Source organism: Nocardioides sp. CPCC 206348, assembly GCF_048654705.1.
Lineage (GTDB): Bacteria > Actinomycetota > Actinomycetes > Propionibacteriales > Nocardioidaceae > Nocardioides.
In genome coordinates this window covers 74934-75906 of record NZ_JBMCZA010000217.1, presented here as the reverse complement: position 1 = coordinate 75906, position 973 = coordinate 74934, and the positions used below count along the sequence as shown (strand labels likewise).

Here is a 973-nt window from a genome sequence, read left to right as displayed (position 1 = left end):
AACACGGACAGGAGGTCACCGCGCAGGCTGCCGGTGTCCTCCTTGGCGACGAGCGGCGCCTTCTGTGCCATCAGCGCATCGATGACGAGGGCGGCCTTGCCGTCCCACTTGCGGTAGAGCGTCGCCTTCGACGCCTTGGCGCGGGACGCAACAGCGTCCATGGTGAGGCGGTCGTAGCCGACCTCCGCCAGGACCTCGAGCGTGGCCTCGAGCAGTTCCTGCTCGCGGTCGCCCTCGACGCGGGGGCGGGTGCCCGCCTCCGGTGAGGTGGGGCTCGTTCGAGGTGACATGGTGCTCGGTGCTCCTGACGGGTGGGCCTGAATGGAACGGTACGGTTCCGTTTCACTAAGATAGTACGGAACGGTTCCGTTTCGCAACCTCTTTCGTACGACGACGTCCGGAGCTGCTAGTCGAGCCTGACAGGCGCCGCCGACATCGGTCCCCCCAGCGGTTCCCGCATCGGTCCCCACGCCGGTCCCGGGTCGCGGAGCAGTTGTCGGCGGCGCGCGGCAAGATGGTCCCCATGAGCGACGCCACCTCTCCCGTCGTACCGGCCGAGGCCCGCGAGGAGCACGCCACCGTCTCCGAAGAGCTGGAGGATGCGCGCTGGCGCTACTACGTGCTCGACGACCCGACCCTGTCCGATGCGGACTTCGACAAGCGGATGCGGCGGCTGGAGGCGCTCGAGGAGGAGTTCCCCGAGCTGCGCACGCCGGACTCCCCGACGCAGAAGGTCGGGGGAGCGGTGTCGACCGACTTCACCGCGGTCGACCACCTCCAGCGGATGGAGAGCCTCGACAACGCGTTCTCGTTCGAGGAGCTGGGTGCCTGGCATGCGCGCCTGGGTCGCGACGGGATCGAAAGCCCCGCGTTGCTGTGCGAGCTCAAGGTCGACGGCCTGGCCATCAACCTGCTCTACGAACAGGGCCGCCTGGTGCGTGCGCTGACCCGGGGCGACGGACGGACGGGGGAG

Annotated in this window: 1 protein-coding gene and 1 pseudogene; one reads left to right on the top strand and one right to left on the bottom strand. The window is 69.0% G+C overall.

The window, feature by feature from the left end:
• A partial coding sequence (locus ACOADB_RS24145; protein ID WP_378604787.1) for a helix-turn-helix domain-containing protein occupies positions 1–290 on the bottom strand: 290 nt, incomplete at its 3' end.
• A 233-nt stretch (positions 291–523) separates the two neighbouring features.
• Here ACOADB_RS24145 and ACOADB_RS24140 point away from each other — a divergent pair.
• Positions 524–973 (top strand): annotated as a pseudogene (locus ACOADB_RS24140) (NAD-dependent DNA ligase LigA); the annotation flags it as partial.